This is a genomic window from Planktosalinus sp., assembly GCF_059864935.1.
On sequence record NZ_JCBCCK010000479.1, the window covers coordinates 1 to 1,161 of the forward strand.

Genomic DNA, 1,161 nt, shown 5'->3' on the forward strand with positions numbered 1-1,161 from the left:
ATGGTGGTTGTGGTGATGTTGTAAGGTTCAATTTGTTTAAAGATGTAAAAATTTGTGGTGTCACCTTCCATTGTGGAGCTTAACGCGAAAATGATTTCTTTGGTTTTTCCGTTTTTTACTTTTTCAATCAGTGAATCAATATTCAAATCGTTTGGCCCGATACCGTCCATAGGGGAAATTTTTCCGCCCAGCACGTGATAGATTCCCTTAAACTGACTGGTGTTTTCAATGGCCATTACATCCCTGATGTCTTCGACCACACACACGATTTCGTGAATTCTGTTACTGTTCAGGCAGATTTCGCAAAGGTCGATATCTGAAATGTTGTTGCAGTTTTTACAAAATTTAATTTCATCACGCATTTTTCGCAACGCATCTGTGAGGGCGTTGGTTATATCTTCGGGTTTTCTCAACAGAAAAAGTGCCAGCCTGAGTGCGGTGCGCTTACCGATTCCGGGAAGTTGCGAAATTTCATTCACGGCATTTTCAAGCAGTTTTGAGGAAAACTCCATAATTTGATTTTTTATTTTATGATGACTTTTCGGGTGGTTGAGCCTTTTTCGTTGTTGATTCTCAAATAGTACACTCCTGTTTTTAAATTGGAAATATCCATTTGATGAATGTTAAATAATGGGATTTCCCTGTGGTATAGAATTAGTTTTCCGGTGTTATCAAAAAGTCTCAAATCTGAAATATAATTTTCATTCCAGTAAACATTAAGAATGTCATTTGCAGGAACCGGATATACCGAAAGTGAAGAGAATAGTTCTATATCTTCAAAACTTAAGGTAGGTTCATAAACAGGAGAAACCCACAATCCTCTACCATAAGTGCCGGCATAAATTTTGTTTTCGGCATAGTTGACTTCAAGTTCATTGATAATCACATTGGGCAAATTGTTGTTAAACACCTGCCATTCCGAAAATGTATTGTCGCTATAATAAACACCATAGTTCATCCCGAGATAAAGTCCGTCCTGCCCATTATCGTGCCATTCAAGTGCCAGTGCCTGAAAATTGGGAAGGTTTAACCTGTAATTGGTCCAGGTCTGTCCACCATTATCAGAAACATAAACTTTCAACGAACTTGTGGTTGCAATTGCTATTTTGTCCGGATTAGATGGGTGAATGGCTATAGAATTAATGTATCCGTCAAAACCGG

The 1,161-nt window shown here is 38.2% G+C and carries 2 protein-coding genes; both read right to left on the minus strand.

Annotated features, from left to right (window positions below):
- On the minus strand, nucleotides 1–512 hold a 512-nt coding region (recR, locus tag AC6F75_RS14005; RefSeq protein ID WP_500715708.1), incomplete at its 3' end, for a recombination mediator RecR.
- A gap of 11 nt (nucleotides 513–523) precedes the next feature.
- Nucleotides 524–1,161, minus strand: a 638-nt coding sequence (locus tag AC6F75_RS14010; protein WP_500715709.1) for a T9SS type A sorting domain-containing protein, incomplete at its 5' end; no start/stop codon positions are given.